17 protein-coding genes are annotated in these 17,235 nt (G+C 49.7%); 8 read left to right on the top strand and 9 right to left on the bottom strand.

Going from position 1 to position 17,235, the window contains the following annotated elements; translation table 11 throughout:
* Positions 1-152 precede the first annotated feature (152 nt).
* From P771_RS0104440 to P771_RS0104400, 8 genes are all read left to right on the top strand, one after another.
* Positions 153-1,199, top strand: a complete 1,047-nt coding sequence (locus P771_RS0104440) for a virulence RhuM family protein (protein ID WP_028574189.1) — start codon at positions 153-155, stop codon at positions 1,197-1,199.
* A 133-nt stretch (positions 1,200-1,332) separates the two neighbouring features.
* A complete protein-coding gene (locus P771_RS18645; RefSeq protein WP_084301665.1) occupies positions 1,333-1,521 on the top strand; it encodes a type II toxin-antitoxin system HicA family toxin in 189 nt (62 codons plus the stop codon).
* 4 nt (positions 1,522-1,525) lie between these two features.
* Positions 1,526-1,927: a type II toxin-antitoxin system HicB family antitoxin gene (locus tag P771_RS0104435; RefSeq protein WP_028574188.1), complete on the top strand. Its 402-nt coding sequence runs from the start codon at positions 1,526-1,528 to the stop codon at positions 1,925-1,927.
* A gap of 597 nt (positions 1,928-2,524) precedes the next feature.
* On the top strand, positions 2,525-3,685 hold the full coding sequence (locus tag P771_RS0104425; protein WP_028574187.1) for an ATP-binding protein: 1,161 nt from the start codon (positions 2,525-2,527) through the stop codon (positions 3,683-3,685).
* A 324-nt stretch (positions 3,686-4,009) separates the two neighbouring features.
* Positions 4,010-4,744 (top strand): M48 family metallopeptidase, encoded by a 735-nt coding sequence (locus P771_RS0104415; protein ID WP_035243871.1) that lies wholly within the window; start codon positions 4,010-4,012, stop codon positions 4,742-4,744.
* Between the two features lie 357 nt (positions 4,745-5,101).
* Positions 5,102-6,280, top strand: a complete 1,179-nt coding sequence (locus P771_RS0104410; protein ID WP_028574185.1) for an ATP-grasp domain-containing protein — start codon at positions 5,102-5,104, stop codon at positions 6,278-6,280.
* Between the two features lie 152 nt (positions 6,281-6,432).
* The gene (locus tag P771_RS0104405) at positions 6,433-7,227 is read left to right on the top strand and encodes a PhzF family phenazine biosynthesis protein (RefSeq protein ID WP_028574184.1); all 795 of its coding nucleotides are present in this window, start codon (positions 6,433-6,435) and stop codon (positions 7,225-7,227) included.
* Positions 7,228-7,281: 54 nt separating this feature from the next.
* A complete protein-coding gene (locus P771_RS0104400; protein ID WP_028574183.1) occupies positions 7,282-7,620 on the top strand; it encodes a cupin domain-containing protein in 339 nt (112 codons plus the stop codon).
* Between the two features lie 168 nt (positions 7,621-7,788).
* Here the strand turns inward: P771_RS0104400 and P771_RS19005 are convergent, their stop codons facing one another.
* The 9 genes from P771_RS19005 to P771_RS16435 all read right to left on the bottom strand — a co-directional run bounded on the left by P771_RS19005 (position 7,789) and on the right by P771_RS16435 (position 17,235).
* A complete protein-coding gene (locus P771_RS19005) occupies positions 7,789-7,932 on the bottom strand; it encodes a hypothetical protein (protein ID WP_162832163.1) in 144 nt (47 codons plus the stop codon).
* Between the two features lie 142 nt (positions 7,933-8,074).
* A complete protein-coding gene (mqnE, locus tag P771_RS0104390) occupies positions 8,075-9,157 on the bottom strand; it encodes an aminofutalosine synthase MqnE (protein WP_028574182.1) in 1,083 nt (360 codons plus the stop codon).
* The gene (gene sppA, locus P771_RS0104385) at positions 9,150-10,046 is read right to left on the bottom strand and encodes a signal peptide peptidase SppA (RefSeq protein ID WP_035243870.1); all 897 of its coding nucleotides are present in this window, start codon (positions 10,044-10,046) and stop codon (positions 9,150-9,152) included. The genes mqnE and sppA overlap by 8 nt, the downstream gene beginning before the upstream one ends.
* The gene (locus P771_RS0104380; RefSeq protein ID WP_028574180.1) at positions 10,024-11,772 is read right to left on the bottom strand and encodes a 30S ribosomal protein S1; all 1,749 of its coding nucleotides are present in this window, start codon (positions 11,770-11,772) and stop codon (positions 10,024-10,026) included. The genes sppA and P771_RS0104380 overlap by 23 nt, the downstream gene beginning before the upstream one ends.
* A 228-nt stretch (positions 11,773-12,000) precedes the next feature.
* On the bottom strand, positions 12,001-13,305 hold the full coding sequence (gene rimO / locus P771_RS0104370) for a 30S ribosomal protein S12 methylthiotransferase RimO (RefSeq protein WP_028574179.1): 1,305 nt from the start codon (positions 13,303-13,305) through the stop codon (positions 12,001-12,003).
* A 5-nt stretch (positions 13,306-13,310) separates the two neighbouring features.
* Positions 13,311-14,606: a phenylacetate--CoA ligase family protein gene (locus tag P771_RS0104365; protein ID WP_028574178.1), complete on the bottom strand. Its 1,296-nt coding sequence runs from the start codon at positions 14,604-14,606 to the stop codon at positions 13,311-13,313.
* A 59-nt stretch (positions 14,607-14,665) separates the two neighbouring features.
* Positions 14,666-15,400, bottom strand: coding sequence for an ABC transporter ATP-binding protein (locus tag P771_RS0104360; protein WP_028574177.1), 735 nt, complete (start codon positions 15,398-15,400; stop codon positions 14,666-14,668).
* A 94-nt stretch (positions 15,401-15,494) separates the two neighbouring features.
* The gene (locus tag P771_RS0104355; protein ID WP_035243869.1) at positions 15,495-16,271 is read right to left on the bottom strand and encodes an ABC transporter ATP-binding protein; all 777 of its coding nucleotides are present in this window, start codon (positions 16,269-16,271) and stop codon (positions 15,495-15,497) included.
* Complete coding sequence (locus P771_RS16435; protein ID WP_035243868.1) at positions 16,264-17,235, bottom strand: branched-chain amino acid ABC transporter permease; 972 nt, start codon at positions 17,233-17,235, stop codon at positions 16,264-16,266. Before P771_RS16435 ends, P771_RS0104355 begins: the two co-directional genes overlap by 8 nt.

The following is a 17,235-nucleotide window of genomic DNA, read 5'->3' as shown; positions in this document are numbered from 1 at the left end:
CGACGCTCGTACCTCGCGCGGCTTATGGCAACGTTAGCGACGAACGGTGGCTTCGCATTCGGATTGTTGGGGCAGAGGATAGTAAGCAAGGTGTCCCGAATCCGGGCAGTGAGAGCATGTCCCGCACGGAATTTGATATCTGAGGATTCATCATGAAACAGGATAAAGACAAAGGAAAACAGCTGATACGCAATAGTACGGCCGAGTTCCTGATCTTTACCGGGCAAGCGGGTGAACAGAGCATTGAGGCCCGGTATGAGGACGAAACGATTTGGCTGACCCAGAAACTCATCGCAGAACTGTTCAGTGTATCCATTCCAACAATAAACGAACATTTAAAAAATATCTTTGATTCAGGTGAACTTGACCCGGATTCAGTTATTAGGAAATTCCGAATAACTGCGGCAGACAGCAAATCCTACACTACAAAGCATTATAATCTCGACGCCATTATTTCAGTCGGTTACCGGGTAAACTCCGTTCGGGCGACGCAGTTCCGCCAGTGGGCCACCCAGGTTCTGCGTGAATTTGCCATAAAGGGTTATGTGCTGGACAAAAAGCGCATGGAAAACGGGTCCTTTCTGGGTGAGGACTATTTTGAGCACCTGCTTGAAGAGATTCGGGAAATACGGCTCAGTGAGCGCCGCTTTTACCAGAAAATCACCGACATTTATGCCACCAGCCTCGACTACAACAAGGACGCTCCGACAACCAAAGCGTTCTTTGCCAAGGTACAGAACAAACTGCATTTTGCTGTCCACGGCAACACCGCCGCCGAGCTGATTATGCAGCGAGCCGATAGCACTAAAACCAATATGGGGCTGACTACATGGGAAAAGGCTCCGCAGGGTAAGATTGTGAAATCCGATGTGTCGGTGGCTAAAAACTATCTGGCCAGGGATGAGTTGGAATCGCTGGGACGAATTGTCAACGCCTATCTGGATTTGGCAGAAGAACGAGCCAAACGGAAAATCCCGATGACCATGGAAGATTGGGCCAAGCGGCTGGATATGTTTCTGGAATTCGACGACCGTGAGATTCTGCAGGATTCCGGTAACGCAACAGCCAAGCTGGCCAGGGCGCATGCCGAGAGTGAATTCGAAAAATACCGCATCGTTCAGGACCGCCTATTTGAGAGTGACTTCGACCGGGTGATAAAGCAATTGGAGTTTGAAGGCAAAGACAAGGAAACAGATTGAATTCCGGGGTCATGATACTTAATTCTAACCAGAAAATATACCGGATAAACCGGTGATTTTTACGTTCGCCATAATACGATATGTCCTATTAAATTATTGACAAGCAGCCAATTTGGTGTGTATAATACACATCATGAAAAGTGGGGAGGTAATACAAAGGCTCAAAAGTGACGGCTGGGTTCTCCATCATACAAAGGGAGACCATCATCAGTTTAAACATCCGGAAAGGCCGGGTAAGGTCACTGTTCCCCACCCCAGGAAAGACCTTCCTGTTGGGACCCTTCGAAATATTTACCGACAGGCTGGTTGGCAATGGAGGTAAAACTATGAAATTCCCAGTTGTAATCCATAAAGACAAAAATTCAGATTATGGTGTTACTTTTCCTGACTTACCGGGCTGTTTTTCTGCAGGTGACACAATTGAAGAGGCTTTAGCAAATGCCCAAGAAGCGGCAGAATGCCATATCGAGGGTATTCTACTTGATTCTGAGCCTATCCCAGTTGCCACCATCATTGAAAAGCATAAAAACAAAAAAGAATTTCAAAACGGTATCTGGGCAATCGTTGACGTCGATCTAAGTAAATTGTCCCTTAAATCAAAAAGAATCAATATCACCATGCCGGAAAGGTTATTGAATTCTGTAGATTCTTTTGCCAAAAAGCATGGAGAAACACGTTCAGGGCTTTTGAGTCAAGCCGTTACTGAATACATGTCATCACATCAATAAAATCAAATCGGCGAACAAGGGCATTCAGCAGACCGCAAACAGCCGCGGCTGCTGAATGCCCGCCGTTGTGTTTCTTGAGGTCATGTCACTGCTGTCCAAAACAATTTAAAAATTGACGTACTGACTCAATAAAATCAACTGTTTCAAGCGGAAAAATCAGTTTTTCCGGTCAGAGGCTTCATTTTTTAGTACAGATGCTGTCCAATAAGAAATATGGGACAGACTCCTGTTGAGCTTATCAGCAAAAGCTTGCATGAGTATTTTGGACTGTTTCTGGCTTTACTCATGATTAAAATCAAATTCAGGACAGTTCCATTAAGCAGGTTCTTTGCGGAAGAAAGTGTTCCCTGACTGGTTCTTACAACATAACTTGCCAATAGCCATAGTAAACAAGCTTGCCGGAATATTTAAGAAAGCTTCTGCAGGTTTTTGAGTTTCTTTATTAGGTCGGACCCAGGCAAGGCTGAGCAAAGATGAGAAATAATCGGACATTATGTGACTAATGGATAGAGGCATTCTGGATTATCAGCTTAAGTTTCAATTCAGCCTGGATATTTTTAAACTTGACTTTTAAAATATCCAGGCTATCTTAAATCTATGTTTTCAAGATGGATGACCATTCCTTCAGACAAAAGCTGTCTGCTCATCGGCCCCCGCCGGTCTGGCAAGACAACCCTTCTCAGGGGATTGTTCCCTGATTTCAACTACACCACCCTGGATGACCTGGATTATCTGGACTGGGCTGAACGCGATCCAAAAGGTTTTGTCCAGGACCTGGGTAATTCCTGCATAATAGATGAAATTCAGCGCGCCCCCAGGCTGACCATTGCGGTCAAGCATGCCATTGATCAGAGGGATGCAAAAGTTTTTATGACCAGCTCCAGTTCAATCGGGCTGCTGGATGCTGCAGCAGACACCATGGCCGGAAGGATTGAAATTCTGTCTTTGCCTGCACTTTGCTGGGGGGAGGAACTGGGTCGCCCAACCCATAATGTTTTCATTGAAGAAGCAAACCATGTTCAGCTCAGGCAGGGGGCAAGAATGCTGGATCAGGCCGTAACCTTCGGCGGATTTCCGGAAGTGGCTGAACAGAAGAATGAAGATGGGAAGGCAAAGATACTGATCCGCTACAAGAATACTTACTTCACCAGGGATCTCATGCAGCTGTCCAACATTGAAAACCTTGAGGGTCTGCTGGGGATTCTGCACAACCTGGTCCACTGCCTTGGATCCCACCTTGAAGTGTCCAATTTTGCCAGGGAATCCGGAGTCAGCCATCCAACCGCGAAAAAATATCTGAACTCCCTGAACCAGGCCCAGCTGACCTTTCAATTGAGGGGATACAATTTCGGGCCTGCAAAGCGTTATATTAAAGCAACCAAAACATATTTTGCAGATAACGGCATCATCTTCAGTCTCAGGACGCAGGCCGGGCCGGGCGCCCTTCTGGAAAACTTCGTCATTTCCGAACTGGAAAAGCGTCGCAAGCTGGGATTTATTTCCACTGACGAATTCTGCTACTACAAAAGCGCTTCAGGGCACGAAATCGACCTGATCTTTGAAACCAGGGACTGTTTGTACGCAATTGAGGTCAAATCCACCAGGCATCCAGGAAGAAGCGACATTACCAGCCTGATGAACTTTAAACCGAAAAAAAATCTGAAGGTAAAACGGTTTCTGTTCTATCTTGGAGAAGAATACCAAACCGTGGAAGATGTCCGTCTGATACCAGTAGCAGCCCTTTTTCGCGGGCGATGACACTTTACACAGGCAAGCTTTTTGAAGAGGAAGGGTAACTATTCACCATGCTGCGATGTAAGCCTGCATCCTGATTTGTTTTCAGTTGCTGCAAACTCCCAGCATGAGCCCGTAAGTCAAAACCATTAATTTATTCAAGTAGCCCTGAGGTTTTTCTTGTCCATGATTTTGACTAACGGGCTCATGGCTGGTCAAACAAGCAGCAATGGCGAAAACAAATCAGGATGCAGGCTTTATCTGAAAGTAGAGAAATGTGGTGAACAGAAACGAGGAAGACTACTTGAAAACCATGCCAAATCCGCCTGGGACAGGAAATAACTTCTCATGCCGGGAGTGCTGATAGGCGTTGATGATATAAAGGTGGACGTAAGGTTTAAGAAAATCAAACACGTCTATCTGAGGGTGAAATCTCCGGACGGCAGAGTCCAGGTCTCCGCACCAAAGCATCTGAAGACAACTGAAGTCAGAGACTTTATCCAGGCCAGGCTGGGCTGGATCAGAAAACAGACAGGCATGATCCAGGCCCGGAACAATTCAGCTTGCTGTGAATATCTGGCAGGGGAAATTCATTATGTCTGGGGGAAACCCTATCTCCTGACCCTGCAAAGCAGTGAGAAAGCTTCAGGGGTCATGCTTGAGCATGACCGGATGGTGCTGAAAATACGCTCAGGAGCTGATCGGGACAAAAGACGGGCAGTGGTGGAAAAGTGGTACAGGGATCAAATCAGACAGGCAGCCCCTGGCTTGATCAGAAAATGGGAAAAAGTCATGGGCGTTGAAGTGGAAAAACTATTTATCAGGCGCATGAAGACCAGGTGGGGAAGCTGCAACACCCGTAAAAGGACCATCAGGCTGAACACCAACCTGGCCGAACAACCCCTGGAATGTCTGGAATACGTTGTTGTCCATGAACTGGCCCACCTGCTGGAGCCGAGTCATAATGGCCGGTTCAAGGCTCTGATGGATAAGTTTTTGCCTGGATGGCCGGACTACAGAAGGATGCTGGCTACCCCTGCCGGGTACAAGGGTTTTCCGGGTCGGTCCGGATCAACTCCTTGATTCAGGGCAGAAAATGTCCCAAAATATTTTAGACTGTTTCTGACTCTACTCATGACTAAAATCACATACAGGATAGTTCCATTAAGCAGGTTCTTTGCTGAGGAAAGTATCCCCTGACTGCTCTCCACAACATAACTTGCCAATACCCCCCTGGTAAACTTGTCAGAATATTTATGAAAGCACACTTCTTCTTCCGCTACGACTCTGCTTCTAGATCATCATCTATGCCTGGATCAATGATCTACAAAACCCAGCGCCAGGCAAATGGAAAAAACGACCCTTATCACCTTGATCTTAATATTAATATTCAATAAATATAATACCTGCTAAACACAAAAGTAAAAAGGATTGCTGTTCATGTTTTTCGTAGACAAACCATATATTTCAGATTTCTTTAAAGAGACTTTAAAAGACCATCAGATTCCGGTGGTGGGCACAAAAGCGGCAAAAGAACTCGACCTTTTGCCAGGAACAAATATCGTGGATGAAAAAGAAGCTGTTGAAATGGCCAGAAAATCAAACGGCCTGCCAGTTTACTCATCATCGGAAAATTCCCTGGGCTGGATCTCAAAGTATCTTCATGAGACCTCCCTGCCCCGGCAAATCAGCCAGTTCAAGGACAAGCTCGGGTTCAGGGAGCTGACCAGGCATTTATTCCCGGATTTTTACTTTCAGGGAGTTACAGCTGAGGACCTGAAAGACTTCAAGACAGAAGAACTTTGTGTGCCTTGCATCATAAAGCCTGCCCTGGGATTTTTCAGCATGGGAGTACACAGGGTCGATGACCGGCAGCAATGGCAGGAAACCCTTGCAGCGATTCAGGCTGAGATGAAAATGGTGCAGGGCATCTATCCCCGGGAGGTCATGGATGCTGACCGGTTCGTAATCGAGCAGTGCATCTTGGGGGAGGAGTTCGCTGTTGACGCCTATTACGATTTTTCTGGCGAGCCTGTTATCTTGTCAATCTTCAAGCACATCTTTTCCTCGGACGCTGATGTCAGCGACCGGGTCTACACCACCTCCAAGGATATTATACAGAACAACCTCAGGGAATTCACTGAATTCGCCTCAAAAATCGGCAAGGCTGCCGGGGTAAAGAACTTTCCGGTCCATATGGAACTCAGACGGCAGCAGGACGGCCAGATACTGCCCATAGAAATCAATCCCCTGCGCTTTGGAGGCTGGTGCACAACACCAGACATGACCTGCAAGGCCTGGGGGTTTAACCCTTATCTCTACTATTATGAACAGAAAAGGCCGGACTGGGATAGTGCCTTGCAGGACAAGGACGGCAAACTGTTCAGCATAATTGTTCTGGACAACTCCACCGGAATAGATGGAAAAAACATCACCAGCTTCAACTACGACCAGGTCCTGGCTGGCTTTGAAAAACCATTGGAACTCAGAAAAATCGATTATCGCTGCTACCCGGTATTCGGATTTCTGTTTGCCGAGACCAGAGAAGAAAACTTCCACGAGCTGGAATATATTCTTAATTCTGATCTTAAGGAATTTTCAGAGACCAAAACAGGCTGATATTATTTATTTTTACCTGCTGCTCTGAGATTAAAACAAATTTTTAGCTCCTCAGACTGCAACCAGTCCCGGACAAAAGCTGACTGAAATCCATTAACCCTGATTATTGCCTGGCACTATTTTATCACCTCAGCATCCAAAGGAGCTGCCTTATGAATATCCCCATTTTTCAGGTTGATGCCTTTACTTCCAGGGTCTTTGCAGGCAATCCGGCAGCCGTCTGCATCCTGGACAAGTGGCTTGATGATCACCTCCTCCAGAATATTGCCGCGGAAAACAACCTGTCTGAAACCGCCTTTATCGTAAAAAATGAGGACATATTCGAGCTCAGGTGGTTCACTCCGACCATTGAAGTGACCCTGTGCGGACATGCCACCCTGGCCACCGCCTTTGTTCTGTTCAATTTTTATCATCATCCGGATGATACTGTTCATTTTCAGACCAGGCACAGGGGCCTGCTGTCCGTTTCCAGGCAGGGAGATCTGCTGAAAATGGATTTTCCAGCTATTCCGATTTTCAGCCAGTCCCCGCCTAAAGGGCTGATCCAGGCCCTGGAGGTTGAACCCCTGGAAATATACGGTTCAGATGAGGATATGCTGGTGGTTTTGGACAGCGAACAGACCGTGAGCCGGGTCAGTCCGGACTTTGCACTGCTGGGCCAGGTTGATTGCCGGGGAGTGATCATTACGGCTCAGGGTGAAAAGTGCGACTTTGTCTCCAGGTTCTTCGGACCCAGGGTGGGTATCAACGAGGACCCGGTGACCGGATCAGCCCATTGTGTACTTGTTCCGTACTGGGCTGAAAAACTTAATAAAACCTCTTTGCACGCCTTGCAGATCTCAAACCGCAGGGGCGAACTTTTCTGTCAACACAAAGGGCAAAGGGTGCTGATATCAGGCCGGGCCGCCCTGTATCTTCGGGGGGAAATTTTTCTGCCAGACAATTAATCCCCTTGGCCCGGTCCCTGCATCCATGTCAGGCCCGGATATTTGGAGGACCATATGAGCAAATTTTTCCCAGATCCCATCAAAGACCTTCCCCAGGCTGACATACCCATTAACGGGCTCAAAGCCTACCTGTCCCAGTCTAAAGAGCACCAGATACTTTTCATGGAATTTACTGAGGATACTGACCTGCCTGAGCACTGTCACGCAGCCCAGGTCGGATTCGTCCTCAAGGGACGTATCGATATGACCATAGCCGGGCAAAAAAAGACCTTCACCACCGGCGATATATACCATATTCCGGCTGGAGTGCTCCATTCCGGAAAGATTCATGCCGGTTATGCAGACATTACCTTTTTCCATGAACCAGACAGATACTCTGCTAAACAGAAATAAGTCTGCTCCTCCCCCTGATCAGGACCGTTAAAAAAAACCAAAAAAAGCCTGATCACCGGCCCTGGCCGGTGATCAGGCTTTTAAACAATAAAAAGGAGGCGCATCTGGAACCAGGAAGTGCGGCTTAGTCTGACAGCATTTCAGGTCCGGATGAACGGGGTTGGGAAATTAATGATGCCCCTCTTTCATGCCTTCCTTGATCCGATAAATAGCCGCAGCCACTATGGCTACGAAATAGACATAAATTCCTGTAACTCCGAAATACCCCTGGGTGGTGCTGCTGAACATATCCCTTAAAAGCTCCACAAGCATACCGGCCTCCTGAAAGATGTGTTGTTAAATATTTCACTAATTAAAAACCAAAAAATCATATCTTGTCAAGACCTGGATGCGTTTCAGAAAAAACTCCGGCAGGTAAATCCTGTTACATTCACAGCCGTTACCTGCTCTGATCTCAGGATATTCTCAGCCGCAAGGGCCTTTGAAAAAAAGAATCCCTTTGTCCCGGATCAAACCCGGCCGCCTTGATACAGGCCTTGAGCCGTTCAATGGTTAATCCCTTGGGGGTGTCTGCCCCGGCTGCATGACCGATTTTTTCTTCAACAATGGTCCCGTCAAAATCATCAGCCCCGAACCACAGCCCAAGCTGGGCCGCCTTGATTCCGGAAAAAGCCCAGTAGGCCTTGATATGAGGGATATTGTCCAGGACTATCCTGGAAACAGCAGTCATCTTGAAGAAATCAATTCCATCCGGACCAGTGGCCTTTAAATCATTGTGCCCTGGCTGATAAGCAAGGGGAATAAAGCATAAAAACCCGCCTGTCCTGTCCTGCAGTTCCCTTAAGGCCAGAAGATGATCTATCCGGTCCTCCCAGGTCTCCACATGGCCAAAAAGCAGGGTACAATTGGTGGGTATGGACATTTTATGAGCAGTTTCGTGGATATCCAGCCACCTCTGGGCAGAAACTTTTTCCGGACAAAGCTTTTGCCTGAGTTCCGGGGAAAAGACCTCAGCTCCCCCCCCGGGAAGGGCGTCCAGACCTGCTCCGGCAAAATCAGCCAGGATCTTTTCAACAGAATACCCGTACTTGTCAGCCAGAAATGCAATCTCCACAGCTGTAAAGGCCTTGATCCCGGCATCAGGTCTCAGTCTGCGCACAGCCTTCAACATGTCCAGGTAATAGCCATATTCCAGCTCAGGATTCAGCCCGCCCACAACATGGATCTCGTCTATGGGCTCGGTTATCCTGGACCGGACAGCGTCCTCCACCTGGGCGATGCTCATGGTGAAGGCTCCTTCTTGCCCGTTTTTTTTGCTGAAAGCACAGAAACGGCAGGCATTGGCGCAGATATTGGTGAAATTCAGATGCTGATTGTAGACGAAAAAGGCCTTATCCCCGTACAAACGGGTCCGGACATCATGGGCAGCCTGCCCCAGGTCATGGATGGAAGCACTGAAGGCCAGTTCAAGGGCCTCCTCCCGGTTGATTCTTTTGCTGTCCAGAACTTTTTTTATGACTGGATAAGAACTATTCATAAGTAAAAATCCATCTGGGACCGGCAAAGTCAGGGGTCAGGGAAAACTCGCCCAGAATCCTTCTTACAAGGGAAACTTTTTGAACAGGACCCTCCAGCAGCCCGGCACTCTCTTTTATCCCGGTCAATTCCCGAAGCAGCTCCAAAGCCTCGTTCATTCCGCCCAGGACATCCACTAAGCCGGTCTGGTAAGCCTGCCTTCCGGTCATGGCCCGCCCATCAGCCAGGGCAATGACTTCTTCCAGAGCCATGTTCCGGCCCTGGGCCACATCCTGAACGAACTGATCATGCATGTCATCAATAAGAGCCTGGAAGTATTCTTTTTCCCTGTCGGTCATGGGCCGCATGACTGTACCGGCATCTTTGAATTCACCGCTGTAAATGGCCTGATCCTGGATTCCGATCTTGCGCATCAGTTCCTGCATATTGGTCAGGGTCGCCTTGACCCCGATGCTGGCGGTCAGGGTCCCTGGGTTGGCCACAATCTGGTGGGCCGGGCTGGCCACATAATACCCTCCCGACGCAGCCATGGCTCCCATGGAGGCAACTACAGTCCTGGTCCGGGCCAGGTCCTGCACGGCTGCATAGACTTCCTGGGAAGGACCCACCACACCGCCTGGGGAATTGATCCGCAGGACAACCCCTTTGACCGATTCATTTCTTTTCAGCTCATTGATCCAGTCCACGATCTCCCTGGAGTCGGTGATCAGTCCGCTGATATTGACCACTCCGATCTTTTCTCCAGTTCTGAACCGGGATCTGTCTTCCAGGAACAGAAAATTAAAAACGGCCATAGCCATCATAAAGATGACTACAGCCGCTATTATCAACATGAAACCAAAGATCAGGGGATGTCTCTGGCTGAACTTATTCTGACTGGTTTTCTCCATCCTCAGCTTCCAGCTTTTGCCTGATCAAATCGCCAAGATTGCTCCCGGCACTAGCCGGACCAGCTTTAGCCCGCTGTTCACCACCCCTCTTTCTGTCCTCTTCTTCCTGCTGCTGCTTGATGGAAAGACCAAGACGCCTTTCATCAGCACTGACATGGATGACCTTGGCCTGAATCTCCTGGCCTTCTTCAAAGGACTCCTTGGGGCTCTTGATCTTCTTGCGGCTCATTTCAGACACATGAACAAGACCCTCAATCCCCTCTTCCACCTCAACAAACAAGCCGAAATCAGTGATGTTGGTGATCTTCCCGGTTACATTGGTACCCACTGGATAGTGATTGGGAACATCCAGCCAGGGATCGTCAGTAAGCTGTTTGATACCCAGGGTGAATTTCTCGTTTTCCTTGTCCACCACCAGGACCTTAGCCCGGACCAGTTCTCCGTTTTTGAACATTTCAGAAGGATGGCGGACTTTTTTGGTCCAGGACATGTCCGAAACATGAATCAGGCCGTCAATACCGTCCTCAATGCCGATGAACAGACCGAATTCAGTGATATTCTTGATGGGGGCTTCTAGAATGGTTCCTTCAGGATATTTTTCTGCCACCACATCCCAAGGATTGGGATTGACCTGCTTCATGCCCAGGGAGATGCGCTTGCGTTCGGAATCAATGCCCAGGATGACCACATCAACCTCGTCGCCGGGTTTGACCATCTGGGATGGATGCCTGAGTTTCCTGGTCCAGGACATTTCAGAGATATGCACAAGTCCCTCGACCCCGTCTCCCAGCTCTACAAAAGCGCCGTAGTCTGCCAGGTTGGTGACTTTACCGGTGATTTTTTCACCTTCTGGGTATTTGGTATGGATATCTTCCCAGGGATCGGCCACAAGCTGCTTCAGACCCAGAGAGACCTTTTTCTCCTCAGGATCAAAACCCAGGACCTTGAGTTCCAGCTCGTCTCCGATCTGAACCATCTCTTTGGGATGCCTGATCCTCTTCCAGGACATGTCCGTAATATGCAAAAGACCGTCAAGTCCGCCCAGATCAACAAATACACCATATTCAGTGACATTCTTGACCCTGCCGGTGACAGTCTGGCCTTCTTCTATGGAATTGAGCAGCTCCTCGCGCATGGATTCCCTTTCTTCTTCCAGAAGGACCCGGCGGGAAATAATAACATTGCTGCGTCTGCGGTTGATTTTCAGGATCCTGAAGTCGAACTCCTGACCCACCAGGGCATCCATGTCCGGAACCGGACGAAGATCTACATGAGATCCGGGCAGAAAGGCTTCCAGACCGTCCAGATCAACATTGTAGCCGCCCTTGATCCTCTTGACGATCCGGCCTTTGATGGTGGATTCGTTTTCCAGGATTTCTTCCAGATCATCCAGGAGCTTGACCCTTTTGGCCTTTTCCCTGGAAAGGGTGATCACCCCTTCCTTTTCATCTTTATGAGTCACGAAGACATCAATCTTGTCCCCTTCCTTGACAGTAACGTTGCCTTCGCTGTCGGTAAACTCGGAAACAGAAATCTGACCTTCGGACTTGAAACATACATCCACCAGGATGTAATCTTTTTCAACCTTGACCACTTCCCCGGTCACTATGCCGCCTTCCTGCACCTCTCCAAAATCCGCATTAAGATAATCTTCCAGTGCGGATTCAAAATCCAGGTCAGCGTCCAAGTTTTCTTGAGAATCGGTCATGTTGTTTGTGTTTTGCATAAAAACCCCCTAACACACAAATAAATTTGAGCACAAGTATCAGATACTGGGCATATTGACAACAAGAATAATGGTTATTTCAAAAATTTAATGCTGTTGTCCTGCATCAGAAAAAAGAATCTGGACCTTTTTTAGAGGACAGAAACACCGGAGCTGAAAACAGGCCCTGGTTTGTCCGCAGCCGCTGCATGGCCTGGAAAATCCTGGATTTTCCAGGCCTGGTGCTGGTCAATCCTGCAGGGCAACCAGGTCATAATCCCTGGTTTCCTGAATTTTTGCCCGGATTACATTGCCCGGACGGACATCGTCTCCGCTGACATAGGTGATTCCATCCACCTCCGGGGCCTGAAACCAGGTCCGTCCGGTGTAAAGACCCGGCCATTCAGCATGCGGTTCATCCACCAGGACATCCAGATACTGCCCCTCAAATGACTTGAGCAGGGACCTGCTGATTTTTTTCTGGGTCAGCATGATCTTCTTCACCCTTTTAGCCTTGACCTGGTCCGGTATCTGACCGGGAAATCCTGCCGCCCTGGTCCCTTCCTCTGGGTGATAGGGAAAGACCCCCAGATGCTGCAGCCTGTTTTTTTTGACAAAAGAGAGCAGGTGCTGAAAATGTTCCTCGCTTTCACCTGGGTATCCGGTGATCAGGGTCGACCTGATGGCTGTCTCTGGAAAAATCTGGCGGATTCTCCGGATAATGATTTCAGGGTCCTCCCTGAACGGACGGCCCATTTTTCTGAGAATATCCGGATGAGAATGCTGAAAGGGGACGTCAAAATAAGGAACAAGGGGTCCCCTGATCCGGGCCATGCTTTCCAGAAGTTTCTGGCTGAGCCCGGAAGGGTAGAGATACATCAGTCTCAGCCGGTCAAGTCCGGACAGACCTGACAGCTCCTTTGTCAGCTCAGCCAGGCCATGTTTATAACCCAGATCCCGGCCATAGGCTGTACTGTCCTGGGCCACCACGATCAGCTCTCTGACTCCCATGGCCAGGAGATGACCGGCCTCAGCAATGACCTCGTCCAGGGGCCTGGACTTATGCCTGCCCCGGATGGACGGGATAGTGCAAAACGAGCACCTGTTATTACAGCCTTCGCTGATTTTAAGGTAAGCATAACCTGGGGCCGTGCTGACCTTTCTCCAGGACCGGGAACCCTCACTGGGAAGTCCCAGCTTTTTTAAGATCAGTCCGGGCAGCTCTGCCTGATCCTTTATTCCTGTAAATACATCCACTTCAGGAATTTCCAGGGAAAGACCCGGCCCGTATCTGGCCGGCAGGCAGCCAGTAACCACAAGAAGAGGTCTCTTCTCCAACTCTTTGATTTCCTGGTGAGTGGAAAAAATCACGTCCAGGGACTCTTCCACAGCAGGCCGGATGAATGCGCAGGTATTGATGAGCACCACCTGAGACCGGGAGATGTCTTCCACAGGTTCATAAACCTGCCCCAGTCCGCCCAGGATGGTCTCGGTGTCAACCAGATTCTTGGGACATCCCAGACTTCTGGTAAAGACTCTGATTTTTTGTACCAAACCGCTTAAAACTTCCTCTTGTCAACCACTGGAACGATTCGGTCGTCTTCAAACTGCATGCTCTTGAGTTCCACCAGCCTGACCTCAAAAAATACACCCAGGTCCATGGCCAGGCGCTGCTTGACCCTTTCAATGAACCTCTGCTGTTCCTTGATTTTATCCGGCACCAGAACATCAGCCTCCACCAGCACAGTGGCCTTGTCCAGCCGGCCCTCCCGCTCAAGAACTATCTGGTAGTTTGGAATCCTGTCCCCTGTTTCAGACAGGATAAGGCTGACCTGTTCCGGAAAAACATTGATTCCCTGGATGATAAGCATGTCGTCACATCGCCCCTGGATACGCTGCATCCGGACAAAAGTCCTTCCGCACGGGCAGGGATCATGGATAAGCCTGGTCAGGTCCCCTGTCCTGAACCGGACCAGGGGCAGGGCTTCCTTGGTCAGGGTGGTAATGACCAGCTCTCCGGTCTGTCCCGGAAGCACCGGCTCCAGAGTCCTGGGATCTATGACTTCAGCCAGAAAATGGTCCTCATTTATGTGCATCCCGTTTCTTTCCAGACATTCTCCGGCAATACCCGGCCCCATGACCTCGCTCAGACCATAGCTGTCCACTGCGGTGATCTTCAGTCTGTCCTGAATTTCTGCTCTTGTTTTTTCAGACCAGGCCTCTTCTCCAAAGAGGCCGGTCCGCAGGGCCAGGGCATTGATGTTTATCCCCAGTTCCTCAAGACGATCCGCAAGATAAAGGGCATAGCTGGGAATGCAGACCAGGGTGGTCACGTTATAATCCTGGATAATACTGATCTGGCGGTTCACGTTTCCACTGGAAGCCGGGACCACTGCTGCTCCCATTTCCTCGGCTCCGTAATGAATTCCGAATCCACTGGTGGACAGTCCATAGTTGAAAGCCACCTGGATCACATCGTCCTTGGTTACTCCAGCGGCCATGAGTACCCTGGCGGCCAGACCGGACCAGCGGTGGATATCGTTGATGGTGTAACCAACCACAACTGATTTTCCCTTCAGGCCGTAGGTACCGTGCAGCCTGACCACTTCCCTCAAGGGGACAGCAAAAAGTCCGTAAGGGGCATGGCCTGCCAGATCAGACTTGGTGGTCAGAGGAAGCCTGGACACATCGTTGAGGGAGTCAAAATCATAGGGGTCAATGCCCAGTTCTTCAAATTTTTTCCGATAGAACGGCACATTCTTGGATATCCTGGTCAATGCTGCCTGGAGTCTTTCCAGCTTGAGCTGGTCGAGATCCTCGCGATTCATGCATTCATACTTCGGATCAAAATACATGGGAAATCCCCCTTAAAGACAATTGGCTTTTATTTCTGAAACAGCTTCTCAATGTCTCTTTAGTCCCGGTCTTTGGCTTCTCTTCCCAGATAAGCCCTCTGAACGTCGTTATTCTGGGCAAGTTCTCTGGAAGTTCCCTGAACAATGACCCGGCCGGTTTCAAGGACATAGCCCCTGTCAGAGATCTTCAGGGCACTCCTGGCATTCTGCTCCACAAGAAGCACAGTGACCCCCAACTCGTCCCTGAGCTTGGCAACATGCCTGAAAATCATCTGGGATACAGCCGGGGCAAGCCCCATGCCGGGTTCATCCAGGAGGAGCAGTTCCGGCTTGGCCATCAGGGCCCGGCCAATGGCCAGCATCTGCTGTTCTCCTCCGGACAGGGTCCCGGCTGCTTGACTGCGCCGCTCACCCAGTACCGGAAACATGGCATAAATCTCCTCCACCTCCTGCATGATAGTCGAGACCCGGCCAGGGCGATAGCGGTGATATGAACCCAGGACAAGATTGTCCTCCACTGACAGGGGTTTGAAGACAAGTCTTCTTTCAGGAACCTGAGAAATACCTGCCCTGACGATCCTGTCAGGCTTGCTCTTATTAATCTCCCGGCCATTGAAGATGATCTGTCCGCTTCTGGCTCTGATCAGTCCGGATATCGTACTCAGAAGAGTAGTCTTGCCAGCACCGTTACCCCCGATCAGGGCCACGATCTCCCCCTGGTTAACGTGCATGGAAACTTTCTTGACTGCATGCACGCTTCCGTAAAAAACATCTATATTCTTTAAAACCAGCATACTTTTCTTTCCGGACCTCAAATTCTTGTGAAAGTACAGCTCGCTGTCACCACCGGACACCCCATGCTCCCACGGTTAATCCCCTGAAATGGCCTTATTCTTCGCTGCCCAGATACGCCCTGATCACTTCGGGATCACTCTGAATGTCCCTGGAAGTCCCCTTTGCAATAACCTGCCCGAAATTAAGGACCGTGATCTGGTCGCTGATGCTCATGACCAGATCCATATCATGCTCCACCAGGACTATGGTGATGCCCAGCTTCTCCTTGATGGAAGCAATGATCTCAGCCAGCGCACTGGTTTCCTTGGGGTTGAGTCCTGCTGCCGGTTCATCAAGCAGAACAAGCTCCGGCTCACCGCATACGGCCCTGGCCAGTTCAAGAAGTCTCTGCTTGCCATAGGGCAGATCCTGGGCAGGCAGATCAGCTTCGTTCTCCAGCCCGACAAATTCGAGCTTTTCCATGGCTGCATCCCGGCACTTCCTTTCCATGGCAAAATATTTTGGGGTCTTGAATATGCCGTCCAGCATGGAGTAGCTGTAGAGGTTATGAGCCCCGGTCATGACGTTTTCCAAAACCGTCATATGAGCAAAAATTTCCAGGTTCTGGAAAGTTCTGACCATTCCGGCCATGGACCTGGCATGGGCTGGGACACTTGATAAGTCGCTGGTCCCGAAAAAAATCCGCCCCTCGGTCTGGTCCACCATTCCGGAGATCACGTTGAGCAGGGTTGTCTTGCCTGCACCGTTGGGGCCGATCAGGGCTGAAATAGTTCCTCTGGCTGCCTGGAAATTGACTCCGGCCAGGGCCATTACCCCGCCGAAACGGACATATATTTCCTCGCACCAAAGCAAGGTGGAATCATTATTCATCTTTCACCCCACCTCGAAACAGTTTTCCAGACATATAACCCGCTAATCTGCTCATGCCGCCCACCAGGCCATGGGGCATGAACATCATGCACAAAATCAGGATCAGGCCGTAAAGAATGGTTTCCAGTTCCTCGTACATGCGCAGAAACTCCGGCATGGAAGTCAGAAACAGAGCCCCGATCACCCCGCCCCAGACACTGGACATCCCCCCCAGCACCGCCATGACGATCATCTTGATGGAAAAGTGAAAGTCAAAGGAAGAAGGAGCGACAAAACTGAGATAATGGGCATAGAGCCCCCCGGCCACAGCGGCGAACACTGCGGACAGAACAAATACAAACAACTTGTATCTCTGAACATTGACTCCCATGACCTGAGCAGCCTTTTCACTGGAGTGAATGGCTTTGAGGGCCCGGCCGGCCCTGGAGTTAATGACGTTCAGCGAAATAATGATGACCATGGTGAGAACGCCTGCAACCAGGTAGTAATAGGCCAGGTCCGAGTAAAAATCATATCCAAAGGCATTGAACCTGGGGATGCCCACGAACCCGGACGGGCCACCGGTCAGGGTAATGGTTTCGTTCAGCACAATATACACAATCAGCCCGAAGCCCAGGGTGGCCATGGCCAGAGACAGGGCTTTAAGCTTCAGCGCCGGGATACCAATGATAAGGGCGATGGTCGATGCCAGGAGAACACCGCAGACAACCCCGGCCAGAACCGGAAATCCGTAATTTGTGGTCAAGATTGCTGAAGTATATGCTGATATTCCGAAAAATGCAGCATGGCCTATTGATATCTGTCCGGCAAAACCGAGCAGGAGGTTCAGGCCCACCACTCCAATGGCCGTAATTCCGGACAGAATCAGAATGCTCAGGTAATAGTCATTGGTCAGGACCCAGGGAAAGCCATAGGTGATGACCATGAATAAAACAAGGGAGATAAGACTCTTCCTGCCTTCCAT

The sequence above is a fragment of the Desulfonatronovibrio hydrogenovorans DSM 9292 genome (assembly GCF_000686525.1).
Lineage (GTDB): Bacteria > Desulfobacterota > Desulfovibrionia > Desulfovibrionales > Desulfonatronovibrionaceae > Desulfonatronovibrio > Desulfonatronovibrio hydrogenovorans.
The sequence above is the reverse complement of the archived record's forward strand: the minus strand, read 5'-3'. Positions and strand labels throughout refer to the sequence as shown.